Below are 14,473 nucleotides of genomic sequence, written 5' to 3' on the forward strand. Positions count from 1 at the left end.
AAAACCATTTTCTTCAGACAGGGGCTCTCCCATGCGCCTATCCCGCTTTTTCATCGACCGGCCGATCTTTGCCGCCGTGCTCGCTGTCATCATCACCATCGTCGGCGCGGTCGCCTATATCGGGCTGCCCGTGTCGCAATATCCCGACATCGTGCCGCCAACGGTGACGGTGACCGCCACTTATCCGGGTGCCTCGGCCGAAACCGTCGCCGACACGGTGGCGGCGCCGATTGAGCAGGAAATTAACGGCGTCGACAATATGCTCTATATGAGCAGCCAGTCGACCGGCGACGGCGTCGTCACGATCACCGTGACGTTCAAGATCGGCACCGACCTCGATGCCGCGCAGGTGCTGGTGCAGAATCGCGTCGCGATCGCGACTCCGCGTCTGCCCGAAACGGTGCAGCGGCTGGGCGTGGTTACGCGCAAGACATCGCCCGACTTCCTGCTGATCGTGAACCTCGTCTCCCCCGACAAGTCGCTCGATCGCGCCTATATCTCCAACTATGCGCTGACCCAGCTGCGCGATCGCCTCAGCCGTATCGACGGCGTCGGCGACGTGCGCCTGTTCGGCAGCCGCGACTATGCAATGCGCGTGTGGATCGATCCCGGCCGCGCCGCCGCGCTCGACCTGACCGCGGGCGAGATTGTCGCCGCGCTGCGCCGCGAAAATGTGCAGGTCGCCGCGGGTTCGCTCGGCCAGCCGCCGCATGCCAATGGCAGCAGTTTCCAATTGAGCGTCGAAACGCAGGGCCGCCTGACCGACCCCAAGGACTTCGCCAACATCGTCATCCGCAGCGATGCCGACGGGCGCCAGGTTCGTGTCTCGGACGTCGCGCGCGTCGAGCTTGGCGCGTCGGACTATAATTCGAACACCTATTTGTCGGGCGATCCAACCGTCATCATGGCGACCTTCCAGCGCCCCGGGTCGAACGCGCTCGCTGCGGCGCAGGCGGTCGAGGCCGAAATGGCGGCGGCATCGAAAAGCTTTCCCAAGGGCCTCGAATATCGCGTCATCTATAACCCGACCGAGTTCATCGCCCAGTCGATCGACGCGGTGATGGAAACGCTGATCGAGGCGGTGTTCCTTGTCGTCATCGTCATCCTGGTTTTCCTCCAGAAATGGCGCGCGGCGATCATTCCAGTGCTCGCGATTCCGGTGTCGCTGATCGGGACGTTCGTGGTGCTCGCAGCGTTCGGCTACAGCCTCAACAATTTGTCGCTGTTCGGGTTGGTGCTCGCGATCGGCATCGTCGTCGATGACGCGATCGTTGTGGTCGAAAATGTCGAACGCAATCTCGAGAAGGGCATGAGTGCGCTCGAAGCCGCGCGCACCTCGATGGACGAAGTGTCGGGTGCTCTCGTCGCGATCGTGCTCGTGCTCTGCGCGGTGTTCGTGCCGACCTTGTTCCTCACCGGCCTGTCGGGTGCTTTCTATCAGCAGTTCGCGGTGACGATCTCGACCGCGACGATCATCTCGCTTGTCCTCTCGCTGACGCTGTCGCCCGCGCTCGCGGCGATCCTGCTCAAGCCGCACGCCCCCGCGCAGGCCGACGGATGGCTGATGGCGCGCATCCACCGCGCGGGCGAACGCTTCAATGACGCGTTCGAGAAATTGAGCAACGGCTATGCGCGGCTCACCGACCGGCTGGTACGCGCGCCCAAGAAGATGATGGTCACCTACGCCGGGCTGATCGCCGCGACCGCAGGCCTGTTCTGGGCGACCCCGACCGGATTCATCCCGGCGCAGGACCAGGGTTATTTCCTCGTCGTCGCCAAGTTGCCTGCGGGCGCCTCGGTCGAGCGCACCGATGCGGTGCTGAAGAAGGTCGCCGGCCGCGTGCTGCCGATCGAGGGCGTGCTCGGTTCGGTGATGCTCGCGGGCTTCGATGGCCCGTCGCAGACGCTCGCGCCGAACTCGGCTGCCGCTTACTTCCCGCTCAAATCCTTTGAGGAGCGCGGGAAGCTCGGCGTCAATTTCGAGGACATCATGAACCAGGCGCGCGCTAACACGGCGGATATCACCGAGGCGCAGATCGTCATCATCCCGCCGCCGCTGATCCAGGGGATCGGCTCGGCGGGTGGCTACCGGATGATCGTGCAGGATCGCGGCGGGAACGGCTATGCCGCGCTCGCGAACGAGACGAACAATCTGATCGGCAAGGCGAACCAGACCCCGGGGCTCGCGAACGTCTTCACCTTCTTCGATCCGTCGAACCCGCGCGTCTATGCCGATATCGACCGGGCGAAGGCGAATATGCTCGGCGTCCCGCCCGAGCGCGTGTTCGAAGCGTTGCAGGTCTATCTCGGCTCGGCGTTCGTCAACGACTTCAACCTGCTCGGCCGCACCTATCGTGTGACCGCACAGGCCGACGCGCCCTATCGCCAGACCGTCGCCGACATTGCGAACCTGCGGACGCGGTCCGATTCAGGAGCGATGGTGCCGATCGGGTCGGTCGCCAATTTCGAGGACCGCACGGGGCCGTACCGCGTTACGCGTTATAACCTGTTCCCCGCGGTCGAGATCGACGGCGACACCGCTCCGGGCTCGTCGTCGGGCGCCTCGTTGACGACGATGGAAAAGCTCGCGAGCGATTCGCTTCCCGCGGGTTACGGCACCGAGTGGACGGGCATCGCCTTCCAGCAAAAGGCGGCAGCGAACACCGCGGGCATCGTCTTCGCGCTCGCGGTGGTCTTCGTCTTCCTCGTGCTCGCGGCCCAATATGAAAGCCTGATGCTGCCTTTAGCGATCATCTTCATCGTTCCGATGTGTCTGCTCGCGGCGATGATCGGCGTGAATTTGCGCGGCATGGACAATAATGTGCTGACGCAGATCGGGCTTGTCGTGCTCATCGCGCTTGCGGCGAAGAATGCGATCCTGATCGTCGAATTCGCCAAGCAGGCCGAAGAAGAGGATGGTCTGTCGCCGATCGAAGCCGCGGTGCGTGCCGCGCGCGACCGCCTGCGCCCGATCCTGATGACCAGCTTTGCTTTCATTCTCGGCGCGGTGCCGCTCTTGATCGCGAGCGGGGCAGGGGCGGAGCTGCGCCAGGCGCTCGGCACCGCGGTCTTCTTCGGCATGCTCGGCGTGACGGCGTTCGGCCTCATCTTCACCCCGACCTTTTACGTCGTCGCCCGCTCGCTCAGCCTTTGGTCGGCCGAGCGGCGGGCGCGGCGTGGCGGATCGGACGACCACGGGACCGCGCTGCCGGTTCCGGCGGAATAGGGAGTAACATCATGATCCTCCGCAATATCCTCACCGCGGCCTCGGCGCTGGCGCTCGCCGCCTGCGCGGTCGGCCCCAACTATGCCGAGCCCAAATCGGCGTCGGCACCGGTGGCGACCGGGCCGTTCGTCTCGGCGAACAGCCCCGCAGTGTCGCTCGCGCCGGTCGCGGGCGACTGGTGGCGGCTCTATGACGATCCCGTGCTCGACGGGCTCGTCGCCGATGCGCTCGCCAGCAACACCGACGTTCGCGTCGCGGTGGCAAATATCGCCCGTGCCCGTGCGTCGCTGCGCGGCGCGCGCGCCGACCGGCTGCCGCAAGGTGAGATCGGTGCCGGCGCCAATTATGGTCGTAGCCCCGAAGGCCAGCGCTTGCCGAATGCCGATCGCGAAGATTGGGCCGTCGATGTCGGCCTGAACGTCTCCTACGAGGTCGATCTGTTCGGCCGCGTCAGCCGCTCGATCGAGGCCGCGCGCGGCGACACGGCGGCGGCCGAAGCCAATGCCGACGCGGTGCGCGTGATCGTAGCCGCCGACACGACGCAGGCCTATGCCGACGCCGCCTCGGGCGCAGCACGGCTCGACGTTGCGCGCCGCATCGTCGGGCTGCTCGACCAGCAAGTAAAACTGACCCAGCGCCGCAAGGATGTCGGGATGGCGACGGGGCTCGACCTCGCCCGCATCACGACGCTGCGCGATCAGCGGTCGGCCGACATTCCTTCCATCGAAGCTGAACGGCAGGCGGCCTTGTTCCGCCTCGCGACTCTGACCGGTCGTGCCCCCGCCGCGTTGCCCGCCATCGCTGGCGATCGCAACATCAGCCTCGAGATCACCGACCCGATCCCAGTCGGTGATGGGGCGGCGCTATTGAAGCGCCGTCCCGACATTCGCGCCGCCGAGCGCCGCCTGGCCGCGGACACCGCGCGCATCGGCGTCGCGACGGCGGACCTGTATCCGCGCATCACGCTCGGCGGGTCGGCCGGCTCGACCGGATCGGGCTTCGGCGACGTGTTCGGCGGCGGGCCGATCCGCTGGCTGCTCGGGCCCTTGCTCAACTGGGCCTTCCCGAACCAGGAGCCGGCGCGCGCGCGGATCGCGGCGGCCGAGGCCGATACGCAGGCGTCGCTCGCCGAATTCGACGGCACGGTACTGCGCGCGCTCGAGGAAACCGAAACCGCGCTGTCCTCATACGCCCGCTCGCTCGAACAACGGCAGGCGCTGCGCGCGGCGCGCGACCAGTCCGAACGCGCGGCGCGGATCGTCCGCGCCAAGCGCGAGGAAGGCGCGTCCGAATCGTTCGAATGGCTCGACGCCGAGCGAACCTTTGCCGAAGCCGAGGCGACGCTCGCCGAACAGGACGGGCAGATCTCGCGGCGCCAGATTGCGCTGTTCCGCGCGCTCGCGGGCGGCTGGTCGAGCTAGACGATATGGCTGGCGGTGCCGCCGGGGGTCCATAGCTGCGCCGCGAGCCGGTGTAGCGCGCGCGACAGCCCACGGCGGTCGATCGTGCCGCCGAGCGAGATTCGCATCGCCTTGGGCGCGCCCGGCGCCGCCGCGAAACGATCCGACGGCACCGCCGATAGCCCGTCGAGCGCGAGCGCGGCGGCGAGCATTTCGGGTTGGCTGTCGCCCGCCAGCGGCAGCCACAAATGATAGCCATGCGGATGCGCGGCATGGCGTCCGTCGCCGAGCACGGTGCGCGCCAGCTTCTGCCGCCACGCCGCCTCCCTGCGCACGGCGTCGATCAGCGTGTCGAGCGTTCCGTCCGCCAGCCACAGCGATACCATCGCGACGTTGAGCGGGGGCGCCATCACCGCGCTTTCATGCTGGTGCGCCGCGACCTGCATGGCTTCGGCCATGCCCGGCGCGCGGACAAAGCCTACGCGCAATGCGGGCGAGACGATCTTCGCCATGCTCGCGACATGCCAGCCGATTTCGGGCGCGAAGCTCGTGATGGCGGGAATCGGGGCATCGGGAAGCAGGCCATAGGCATCGTCTTCGATGATCTGGACGCCCGCATCCTGCGCCCATGCCGCAATGTCCCGCCGTTCCTTGACGACAAGCGTCGTGGTGGTCGGATTGTCGTTGGTCGGGACGACGTAGAGCGCGCGCAGCGGCGCCGCAGCGTGTGCGGCCTCCAGCGCGTCGGCGGTCATTTCGGGCAGCGGGACGAGCGTCACGCCCATGCGCCGCGCGATCGCGGCAAAACCCGGATAGACGAAGCGCCCGCACGCGGCGCGGTCGCCGGGTTTGAGGATCGTCGACGCGATGGCATGTAGGCCATTCTGTCCGCCGGCGGTGACGACGATCTGTTCGACCGAAGACGACAGGCCCGTGCGCGCCAGCAGTTCGGCGCCGCTTTCGCGGTCCGCCGCCGCGCCGCCCGGCCGCTGATAGTGCAATCGCGCCAGACCGTCGGTCCGCGCGAATGTGCCCAACGCCGATGCCATCGCGTCGGTCAATCGGCTCTCGATCGGAATCGGCGGGCTGTTCATCGCGATGTCGCTCTGCGCCGCGGTCGCGACCTCGCCGGTCCGCACATCCTTGCTGATAAAGCTGCCCGCGCGGCCGCGCGCGACGATCAGGCCGCGCTGCCGCGCCAGGTCATAGGCCTTGGTGACGGTGGTGAGGTCGATGCCGAGTTTCAGCGCGAGGTCGCGCTGCGGCGGCAGGCGGTCGCCGTGGCGCAGCTCGCCGCGCGCGACCGCCGCCGATATCGCGGCGGTCACCGCCTTATATTTGGGTCCTGCGGCCCCCGCGATGTCCGGCACCCATGGATCACTTGCCATGCCGTTCGTCCGCCTCCCGCCGGGCGCGCGCATTCAGCTTTGCCCATAGCTGCTCGGTTCCCGATTCCTGCGCCTTGTTCACATATTGCGAGGCGACCAGCCAGCCCTTGATTGGGCGGAGCGGCAGCACACAGCCGATGACCATGATCGGGATTGAAAAGACCAAATGTACCCACAAAGGCGGGCTGTAGGCGATCTGCAACCATACGATCACAAAGGTCAGCGGAAAGGCGACGATGCACTGCGAGAAAAAGGCAGGGCCGTCGTCGGGCGCGGCGAAACTGAAGTCGAGCCCGCAATTCTCGCAGCGATCGGCGAGCTTCAACCATGAGCGGAACATATGCCCCTTGCCGCATTCGGGGCATTTGCCGTGCCAGCCGGACCACAGGATCCAGCGCAGCTTTTCGTTGCCAACATCACCGCCCGTCATCTTCGACTCCCATGCGAAGCATGACAGATGCCATGCACAATGCATATGGAGCGCGACAATCGAGGATGAAAGGAGTGTTATAAGAATTTAAAATATAAATATATTATCCTAATCGGGATGTTAGGCATGGCATTATACGGAGTTTGTACCATGCATAAAAGGCGACATATCGGCTTTTGCAGGGGGGCTCCGAGGCCTCGCTTCCTAGGCGCGTTCGAACCAGGAAGCGGGTGGCGCATGGCCACGGGCCGCCCCGGCCATCGTTTACGCGGCTTTTACCAGTTCCCGTGCATAAGATTTACCGATGTTTGCGACTGGGGACAAATGATGGACAGCATGCGCGGACTGCTTTCGGGCAGCCACGACCAGGAGGATGCGGCGATCGATGCGCCCGCGTCCGTCGGCGTCGACGAGCGGCGGATGCAGGTGCGGGCCTATAATTACTGGGCCTCGCTGCTCGCCGACCGGGCTTATCCGTCGGTCGAGGACCTCGATCTCGAAAGCGCCGACTTCGGCTCGCACTCGGTTTTGCTCGATTTCACCGCGGGCGTCGAAAACCCCGGGCTCGCCTTCCTCGGCGACAAGCTGCGCGAAGAATCGCAGATCGACGAGGACGTCCATTATATCAGCCAGATTCCCGGCCGATCCTTGCTGTCGCGCCTCACCGATCATTATCTTCAGATCATCGCCAACCGCGCGCCGATCGGCTTCGAGGCCGAGTTCGTCAACGATCGCGGCACGACGATAATGTACCGCGGCATCCTGCTGCCCTTTTCGTCCGACGACGACACGATCGATTTCATCATGGGCGTGATCAACTGGAAGGAAGGCGTTCCCGCCGATCAGCAGGAGGAATTGCAACTTTCGGTCGAACAAGCGCTGCGGAGCGCTGCGCCGCTGACCGCGCCGGTGCCCGTCTGGGCCGACGGCCCCGACTCGGAGCATCTCGACGACGATGCCGTGGGCGATGCGGCCCCCGGTTTTGCCGGGCTGAATGATGGTGCAGATCTCTTGCTGGACGCCGAGGTCGGGGCGGACGAGGAGGATGTGCCGGTCGATCCCGGACATGATGCCGAACTCGCAGACTGGCTGGCGCTGGCGCGCGAGACCGCCGAACGGGCGATTGCCGCCGACAGCCGCAGCCGCGGTGCGCTTTATCAGGCGGTCGGCAAGGCGTGGGACTTTGCGCTCGCCGCCGAGGAGCAGCCGGAGGAATTTGCCGCGCTGCTCGACGACGCCGGGTTGGCGGTGCAGGACCGCGCGCCGATGACGCCAGTCGTGAAGCTGGTTTTCGGCGCGACCTACGACAAGACGCGCCTCGCCGAATATGCCTGCGTGCTTGGCCATGCCAAGGAAGCGGGCGTCGGCCGCGGCGAACTCGGAGCTTATCTCGATCGTTATCCGGGCGGGCTCAAGGGGCTCGTCAAAGACGCGCGCGCGCGCCGCAAGCCGGAGAGCCGCGGCGAGCGGCCCGACGAAAAGCTCGAAGCGCTCCGCCGCGCGCACCCCGCGTTGATCCTCGAACACGATGCCGGCGACGCCGAATTCGTCGTGCTGATCGCCCGCGCGATGCCGGGCGGGCATATCGGGATTGTGGCCAAGGCGGCCGACGATCCGGCGCTGGTGGCGAAGCTCGCGAAGAAGGCGGTTCCGATCACCTCGTAAAATCCGATCCTCCCTGTGGCAAAGCCATGGAGAGGTGGCAGCGCGAAGCGCTGACGGAGGGGCTATGGCGACTCGCTCCGCGAGCGGCCCTCCCAATCGCTGCGCGACGGGGAGGATTTTTTGCTTCACGCAACAGACAATCCGAAAATTGAAATTATTTAACGTGGGCGCGCGAACGAGGCCTTGAGCCGCGCGCCGCTGAGGCGCATAGGGGGCGGCAGCGAACGGGCCCCCGCCGATCGTCGGCTGGGATCCCCCTCTTTGGTTCGGGATGCTGCACTTTATGTCTCAGAATTTGTCCGACACGCCGGAAACGGACACCACCACCACCGCCAAAATTCCCCTGAAAATCGCAGCCGCCTATCTGGCCGCGCTGCGCGGCAGCGCGCTGCCGGGCGAGGGCGACGATATGGACAAGGCGGCGCTCGCCGATGCGGCACAGTTTGCCGCGCGCGCCGCGCTCGATCGCGCCGAAGGCACCCCGTCGCTGCTGCTCGAACCGATCGCCGCCGACGGCACCGACCGCCGCATGCGGCTCGTCATCATCAACGACGACATGCCCTTCCTCGTCGATTCGACCTCGCAGGCGGTCGCGGCGCAGGGCCTTGCCGTCCACCGCATCCTTCATCCTGTCGTCACCGTGAAACGCGACGCCAAGGGGCTTTTGCAGGAAGCGGGCGAAGCGGGAACCCGCGAGTCGGTCATCTATATCGAGCTCGAGCGCGGCGATGCGCGTGCGCGCCGCCGTCTGCTCGACGGGCTCGAAGCCGCGCTGCGCGATGTCCGCGCCGCGGTGCGCGACTGGCGTGCGATGCGCGCCGCGATGCTCGCCGACGCCGCGATGCGCGTCGACGGCGAAGCGGCCGAACTGCTCCGCTGGTTCGAGGGCGGCGCGATGACCCAGCTCGGCCATGAATGGCGCACGCGCGATGGCAAGGTGCAGGATTCGCTGGGCATCAGCGAGAGCGGCGAGAGCCAGCTGCTGTCCCCCGCGGCGCTCGAAGCCGCTTTCGCCTGGTTCGATCAAGGTGGCACGGCGCCCTTGCTCATCAAGTCAAACCGGCTGTCGGCGGTCCACCGCCGCGTGCTGCTCGACCTCGTCATCATTCCCGAAGTGAAGGGCAAGAAGGTCGAGCGGCTGTCGATCCACGCGGGCCTGTGGACGAGCGCCGCGCTGTCGGCGCCGCCGGCGAAGGTGCCAGTGCTGCGCGCGCAGCTCGAAGCCTTGATGGGGAAATTCGGTTTCGATCCCGCAGGCCACGCAGGCAAGGCACTGGCGCATGCGCTCACCGCGCTGCCGCACGACCTGCTCATCGCCTTCGATGCGGCGGCGCTCGAAGAGCTGGTGCTGACCTCGATGTCGATCACCGATCGCCCGCGGCCAAAGGTGGTGACGGTGCGGAGCGCGCTCGGCCGCCATTTGTTCGCTTTCGTCTGGTTGCCGCGCGATGAAGTGTCGGCGGGCCGCCGCCTCGCGGTCGAATCCTTGCTCGTGCGCGAAGCCAAGGCCGGCGTCATCGGCTGGACGATGGTGCTCGAAGATGGCGGCGCGGCGCTGCTGCGCTACACGCTCGACCTGCGTAGTGGCGGCGTGGTGCCCGATACCGACGCGCTGAATGCCCAGCTCGAACAGATGGTGCGCGGCTGGCAGCCCGAGGTCGAGGCGGCGCTGGCGAAGCGCGGCGATCCGGGGCGCGCGGCGGCGCTCGCGGCGCGCTTTGCACCGATGTTCCCGCCCAATTACCGCAACCTCTATAATCCCGAGGAAGCGGCGCGCGACATCTTGCGGCTGCGCGACCTCGACGCCGACAATCCGCGCAGCGTCCGGCTCGCGCGCAAGAGCCTCGACGGCGACGACCAGCTGCGGCTGAAAGTCTATAGCGCGGTCGGTCCGCTCGCGCTGTCCGACGTCGTTCCCGCGCTCGAACATTTTGGTTTCCAGGTGCTCGAGGAAATCCCGACCGCGCTCGGCCAGAGCCGCGCCCCGGGTGTCGAAGGCGACGACGAAGCGCCGATCGTGATCCACGATTTCACCCTGCGCCTGCCTGCCAATGTCGACGAACTTGCGCTGCTTCCCTATTCCGAAGTGCTCGAAGGCGCGATCGCGGCGGTGCTCGACGGGCGCGCCGAAAATGACGCCTTCAACGAACTGGTGCTCACCAACCAGACCGATCCGCGCGCCATCGTCTGGCTGCGCGCCTGGTTCCGCTATCTGCGTCAGGGTGGCTCGGCCTATGGCATGGACACCGTCGTCAGCGCGCTGCGCCATGCGCCCGCGCTAACCGCCGCATTGATCGAGCGTTTTTCCGCGCTCCACGATCCGAAGGGGCGCGATGCGAAGCGTGCCGAAGCGCTCGAAGCCGACATCATGGCGGGCTTTGCCGACATCAAGTCGATCGACGAAGACCGTATCCTCCGCCTGTTCCACGCCGTCGTCAACGCGACGCTGCGTACCAATGCGTTCGCGCCCGCTGCCGAAGAGGCGCTGGCGTTTAAGATCGACAGCGCGCAGATCCCGGGGCTGCCCAAGCCGCTGCCGTGGCGCGAAGTGTGGGTCTATTCGCCGCGCGTCGAGGGCATCCACTTGCGCGCCGGCCCGGTCGCGCGCGGCGGGCTCCGCTGGTCCGATCGCCGCGACGACTTCCGCACTGAAATCCTCGGGCTGATGAAGGCGCAGCGCGTCAAGAACGCCGTGATCGTGCCGACCGGCGCAAAGGGCGGCTTCTATCCCAAGGCACTGCCCGATGCGGCGCTCGACCGCGATGCGTGGTTTGCGGAGGGCACCGAATGTTATCGCATCTTCATCCGTTCCTTGCTATCGATCACCGACAATCTGGTCGCGGGCAAGGTCGTGCATCCGCAGGGCGTCGTGATCCACGACGGTGACGATCCCTATTTCGTTGTCGCTGCTGACAAGGGCACTGCGACCTTCTCCGACGTCGCCAACGGCCTTGCGATGGAGCGCGACTTCTGGCTCGGCGACGCGTTCGCGAGCGGCGGGTCGAAGGGCTATGACCATAAGGCGATGGGCATCACGGCGAAGGGCGCGTGGCTCTCGGTCCAGCGCCACTTCGCCGAAATGGGCGTCGATGTGCAAACCGATACGATCCGCGTCGTCGGCTGCGGCGATATGTCGGGCGACGTGTTCGGCAACGGCATGCTGTTGTCGAAGGCGATCCAGCTGACCGCTGCGTTCGACCACCGCCATATCTTTCTCGACCCCAATCCCGATCCGGCGAAAAGCTGGAAGGAACGCGAGCGGATGTTTGGCCTCCCGCGCTCATCCTGGGCCGATTACAACGCCAAGCTGATCTCAAAGGGCGGCGGTATCTTTCCGCGCAGCCAGAAGAGCATCCCGCTCACCCCCGAAGTGCAGGCGCTGCTTGGCCTGTCGGTGGCCGAAATCGACCCCGGCTCGCTGATCTCGGCGATCCTGAAGGCGCCCGTCGACCTGCTCTGGTTCGGCGGCATCGGCACCTATGTGAAGGCGGCAGCCCAGAATAACGCCGAGGTCGGCGATCCCGCGAACGACGCGCTGCGCGTCGACGCCGAGGATCTGCGCGTGCGTGCGGTCGGCGAGGGCGCGAACCTGGGCGTCACGCAGGCGGCGCGCATCGCCTTCTCGGCGAAGGGCGGGCGGATCAACACCGACTTCATCGATAATAGCGCGGGCGTCGATTGCTCGGATAACGAGGTCAATATCAAGATCGCGCTCAACCGCGAGATGGCCGAAGGGCGGCTCAGCCAAGAAGACCGCGACGCGCTGCTCGTGCGCATGACCGATGATGTTTCTGAGCTGGTGCTCGAGGACAACCGCTTGCAGGCGCTCGCGCTGTCGATCGCCGAAAAGGGCGGATCGGCGGCGGTGCCGTCGCTGGTGCGGATCATGGAGACGTTCGAGGCGTCGGGCCGACTCGACCGCAAGGTCGAGGGGCTGGCGGCGAACGACGAACTGCTCCGGCGCGCCGCCGAGGGACGCGGGCTGACGCGCCCCGAACTGGCGGTGCTGCTGTCGACCGCGAAGCTCGCGCTGCAGGATGCGATCGAGCATAGCGACCTGCCGAACGACCCCGCGCTCGCGAGCGATCTCGCCGCGGCCTTCCCCGAAGAGATGCAGCGCGACTTTGCGCAGGCGATCGCCGACCACCAGCTGCGCCGGGAGATCGTCGCGACGAAGATCGCGAACCGCATCATCAACCGCATGGGCATCGTCCATCCCTTCGAACTCGTCGAAGAGGAAGGCTGCGCGCTCGGCGACGTCGCCGCGGCCTTCGTCGCGGTCGAACGCCTGCTCGAAATGCCGGCGATCTGGGATGCGCTCGACGCGGCGAAGATCGACGAGAGCGTGCGCCTGTCGCTGTTTGCGCAGGCGTCGTCGGCGATGACCTCGCAAATGGCCGACCTGCTTCGCGTGACGCAGACGCTGTCGCAGCCGGGGCCGGTCGTCACGCGGCTCGAACCCGGGGTCGATCGCCTGATGTCGGGGGTCGACGCGCTGCTCAGCCCGTCGGTCAAGCGCCAGTGGGACAGCCTGACCGAGCAATTGCTGGGCGCAGGTGCACCCGAGACGCTGACCGCGGCAGTCGTTCGCCTGTTCAAGACCGACGGCGCAATCGGCATCGTCGACCTCGCGGAACGGCGCGGCGATGACGAGATTGCGGTGACCCACGCCTTCACCCATCTGGGCGAAGCCCTGGGGCTCGACTGGGCGCAGACGCTGGCGGCGCATATGAGCCCCGCCGATCCATGGGAACGCCTGCTCGTCAACAGCCTCGCGCGCGATTTCCAGCAGATGCGCCTGACCTTCCTTGCGGGACTGCCCAAGGGCGATCTTGACGCGGCGGTGACCAAATGGCTCGCCGACCATGCCCCGCGGGTCGAACAGTTCCGCGCGACGGTCGAACGCGCGCGAACGATCCCGAACCCGAACGGCGCGATGCTGTCGCATATCGCGGGGCAAGCGCGCGGGCTTCTGGGACGGTAATGCCGTTCCAGCCCCGTGTCGCGATCCTCGTTCCGGCGCCCGACTATTATGAAAAGTGGCAGCCCGCCTTTGCCCGCAAGGCGGCGGCGCTGACCGCTGCGGGGTTGATCGTCGAGCAAAGGGTTTGGACCGATCCCGGCGATCTCGCGGGCTATGACGTGGTGCTGCCGCTCTTCGCATGGGGCTATCAACGCGATGTCGCGGCCTGGTATGCGCTGCTCGACCGGCTGGAGGGCGAGGGGCTGCCCATCGTCAACCCCGTTCCGGTGCTGCGCTGGAACAGCGACAAGGCATATCTCGGTGAACTCGGCGCAAAGCGCGTTGCGGTCGTGCCCACGGTAGAGGTTGATGCGCTCGACGATGCGAGCCTGACCGAGGCGATGTCCGAGCTGATGACCGACGAGGTGGTGATCAAGCCGGCGATCTCGGGCGGCGCCGACGGGACGCATCGTATCGTCCCCGGCGCGCCGCTGCCGTCCGACGCGCAGGGACAACGCCGCCTCGTGCAACCCTTGATGGCGGGCATCCTGACCGAAGGCGAATATTCGCTGTTCTTTTTCGCGGGCAAGTTCAGCCACGCGATCGTCAAGCGCCCCGCCGCAGGCGACTTTCGCGTGCAGGAGCAGTTCGGCGGCCGCGAGACCGTTTGGGACGCGAGTGAAGCGGCACAGGCTCTTGCGGCAGCCGCCCTGGCTGCCGCTCCGGCACCGCCGGTCTACGCACGCGTCGACATGGTCGGTGACGCCGCGGGCATGCTGCACATCATGGAACTCGAACTGATCGAACCGTCGCTGTTCCTGCACCACGCGCCCGACAAGGGCGCGGCGTTTGGGACTGCCGTTTACGCTGCCATCTAGTCGGCAGCGCGGTTTCGCCACAGCCACTGCCGGATCGCCGAGGTCAGGTTCGGCGGGGCGTCCGCCTCCATCCGCTCGACATCGATCCGCGCAACGAGTGCGTTAACCGGCAGCGCCTGCCGTGCGGCTTCCGCTTCAAGCGCGTCCCAGAAGATAGGCTCAAGGCTGATCGACGTCGGATGACCGGCGATCGTCACCGATCTTTTGACCGGGGGATGGAGCGGGGGGCCGCTCAAGTCCGCGCGCGCCTTCGACGCAGGATCAGCGCGGTGGCGATCAGCCAGACGAGGCCCGAGACGAGGACACCGGGGGCGCCGCCGGCATAAGCGCGGGCGAGGTCTTGCGGGACGGCGGTGAGCGAGGCTTCGGTCATGCTTGGGGTGTAGCGACTTGATTCGCGACAGCAAAGCCGTGCTGCTTCGCGCCCCGCTCCATACCAAAATTGGTATACGAATTATTTGGGGTGGCGGGCCATTTCGGCGTTCCGTAAACCGGCCCGCCGATCCGGCGCAAACGCAAGCAG

The 14,473-nt window shown here is 66.6% G+C and carries 9 protein-coding genes; 5 read left to right on the forward strand and 4 right to left on the reverse strand.

What is annotated here, in order from left to right; translation table 11 throughout:
- Positions 1-31 precede the first annotated feature (31 nt).
- Both SKP52_RS00425 and SKP52_RS00430 read left to right on the forward strand, forming a co-directional pair.
- Positions 32-3,226 (forward strand): efflux RND transporter permease subunit, encoded by a 3,195-nt coding sequence (locus SKP52_RS00425; RefSeq protein ID WP_039570469.1) that lies wholly within the window; start codon positions 32-34, stop codon positions 3,224-3,226.
- Between the two features lie 11 nt (positions 3,227-3,237).
- Positions 3,238-4,647: an efflux transporter outer membrane subunit gene (locus SKP52_RS00430; protein WP_039570471.1), complete on the forward strand. Its 1,410-nt coding sequence runs from the start codon at positions 3,238-3,240 to the stop codon at positions 4,645-4,647.
- Here the strand turns inward: SKP52_RS00430 and SKP52_RS00435 are convergent.
- The gene (locus SKP52_RS00435) at positions 4,644-6,014 is read right to left on the reverse strand and encodes an aminotransferase-like domain-containing protein (protein WP_039579222.1); all 1,371 of its coding nucleotides are present in this window, start codon (positions 6,012-6,014) and stop codon (positions 4,644-4,646) included. The two genes, SKP52_RS00430 and SKP52_RS00435, sit on opposite strands and share 4 nt — an antisense overlap.
- Positions 6,004-6,444: a DUF983 domain-containing protein gene (locus SKP52_RS00440; RefSeq protein WP_039570473.1), complete on the reverse strand. Its 441-nt coding sequence runs from the start codon at positions 6,442-6,444 to the stop codon at positions 6,004-6,006. Before SKP52_RS00440 ends, SKP52_RS00435 begins: the two co-directional genes overlap by 11 nt.
- A 327-nt stretch (positions 6,445-6,771) precedes the next feature.
- Here SKP52_RS00440 and SKP52_RS00445 point away from each other — a divergent pair, with 327 nt between their 5' ends.
- From SKP52_RS00445 to SKP52_RS00455, 3 genes are all read left to right on the forward strand, one after another.
- The gene (locus tag SKP52_RS00445) at positions 6,772-8,109 is read left to right on the forward strand and encodes a PAS domain-containing protein (protein WP_039579223.1); all 1,338 of its coding nucleotides are present in this window, start codon (positions 6,772-6,774) and stop codon (positions 8,107-8,109) included.
- A 283-nt stretch (positions 8,110-8,392) separates the two neighbouring features.
- Entirely contained in the window at positions 8,393-13,093 is a 4,701-nt protein-coding gene (locus SKP52_RS00450; protein ID WP_081997499.1) for an NAD-glutamate dehydrogenase, read from the forward strand.
- Positions 13,093-13,950, forward strand: a complete 858-nt coding sequence (locus SKP52_RS00455; protein ID WP_039570475.1) for an ATP-grasp domain-containing protein — start codon at positions 13,093-13,095, stop codon at positions 13,948-13,950. The genes SKP52_RS00450 and SKP52_RS00455 overlap by 1 nt, the downstream gene beginning before the upstream one ends.
- Here SKP52_RS00455 and SKP52_RS00460 read toward each other — a convergent pair.
- Positions 13,947-14,186 (reverse strand): ribbon-helix-helix domain-containing protein, encoded by a 240-nt coding sequence (locus SKP52_RS00460; RefSeq protein WP_039570477.1) that lies wholly within the window; start codon positions 14,184-14,186, stop codon positions 13,947-13,949. The genes SKP52_RS00455 and SKP52_RS00460 overlap by 4 nt on opposite strands.
- Positions 14,183-14,323 (reverse strand): hypothetical protein, encoded by a 141-nt coding sequence (locus SKP52_RS26400; protein ID WP_160292334.1) that lies wholly within the window; start codon positions 14,321-14,323, stop codon positions 14,183-14,185. Before SKP52_RS26400 ends, SKP52_RS00460 begins: the two co-directional genes overlap by 4 nt.
- Positions 14,324-14,473 lie beyond the last annotated feature (150 nt).

It is taken from the genome of Sphingopyxis fribergensis, assembly GCF_000803645.1.
Classification (GTDB): Bacteria; Pseudomonadota; Alphaproteobacteria; order Sphingomonadales; family Sphingomonadaceae; genus Sphingopyxis; species Sphingopyxis fribergensis.

Bases quoted from the DNA above. Each gene is read 5' to 3' on its own strand.
- SKP52_RS00425 (WP_039570469.1), top strand. From the start codon at position 32: ATGCGCCTATCCCGCTTTTTCATCGACCGGCCGATCTTTGCCGCCGTG.
- SKP52_RS00430 (WP_039570471.1), top strand. From the start codon at position 3,238: ATGATCCTCCGCAATATCCTCACCGCGGCCTCGGCGCTGGCGCTCGCC.
- SKP52_RS00435 (WP_039579222.1), bottom strand. From the start codon at position 6,014: ATGGCAAGTGATCCATGGGTGCCGGACATCGCGGGGGCCGCAGGACCC.
- SKP52_RS00440 (WP_039570473.1), bottom strand. From the start codon at position 6,444: ATGACGGGCGGTGATGTTGGCAACGAAAAGCTGCGCTGGATCCTGTGG.
- SKP52_RS00445 (WP_039579223.1), top strand. From the start codon at position 6,772: ATGGACAGCATGCGCGGACTGCTTTCGGGCAGCCACGACCAGGAGGAT.
- SKP52_RS00450 (WP_081997499.1), top strand. From the start codon at position 8,393: ATGTCTCAGAATTTGTCCGACACGCCGGAAACGGACACCACCACCACC.
- SKP52_RS00455 (WP_039570475.1), top strand. From the start codon at position 13,093: ATGCCGTTCCAGCCCCGTGTCGCGATCCTCGTTCCGGCGCCCGACTAT.
- SKP52_RS26400 (WP_160292334.1), bottom strand. From the start codon at position 14,323: ATGACCGAAGCCTCGCTCACCGCCGTCCCGCAAGACCTCGCCCGCGCT.